Origin of the sequence: Streptomyces shenzhenensis (assembly GCF_021462265.1) — a bacterium.
GTDB classification, from domain to species: domain Bacteria; phylum Actinomycetota; class Actinomycetes; order Streptomycetales; family Streptomycetaceae; genus Streptomyces; species Streptomyces shenzhenensis.
Genome location: NZ_JAJONF010000213.1, coordinates 1 through 382 on the forward strand (window position 1 = coordinate 1; position 382 = coordinate 382).

At 68.3% G+C, this 382-nt stretch carries 1 protein-coding gene; it reads right to left on the bottom strand.

The window, feature by feature from the left end:
* A partial coding sequence (locus tag LQ326_RS47520; protein WP_372497154.1) for an AMP-binding enzyme occupies positions 1 to 378 on the bottom strand: 378 nt, incomplete at its 3' end.
* Between the last annotated feature and the right edge of the window lie 4 nt (positions 379 to 382).

Here is a 382-nt window from a genome sequence, read left to right on the forward strand (position 1 = left end):
GACACCGACCGAACCCGCCTCCAGCCCCAGCAACTCGGCGAACAAGCCGCACAGGATCTCCTCCGTCGGCGTCGCCGGCCCCCGCGAACCACCCAGACCCAGATCAGGCACAGGCAGGGCAGCATGATCGACCTTGCCGTTGGCCGTGAGCGGCAACGCGTCAAGGACCACGACTACGGACGGCACCATGTAGTCCGGCAGACGCCTGGCAGCGAACGCCCGCAGCTCGTCTCCGTCCACCTCGCCGACGGCATAACCCACCAGACGGCCCTCTCGCACCACCGCAACCGCCTGCTCGACCTCGGGGTGCGCGGCGAGAACGGCCTCGACCTCACCGAGCTCAACCCGGAACCCGCGGATCTTCACCTGCTCATCCACACGT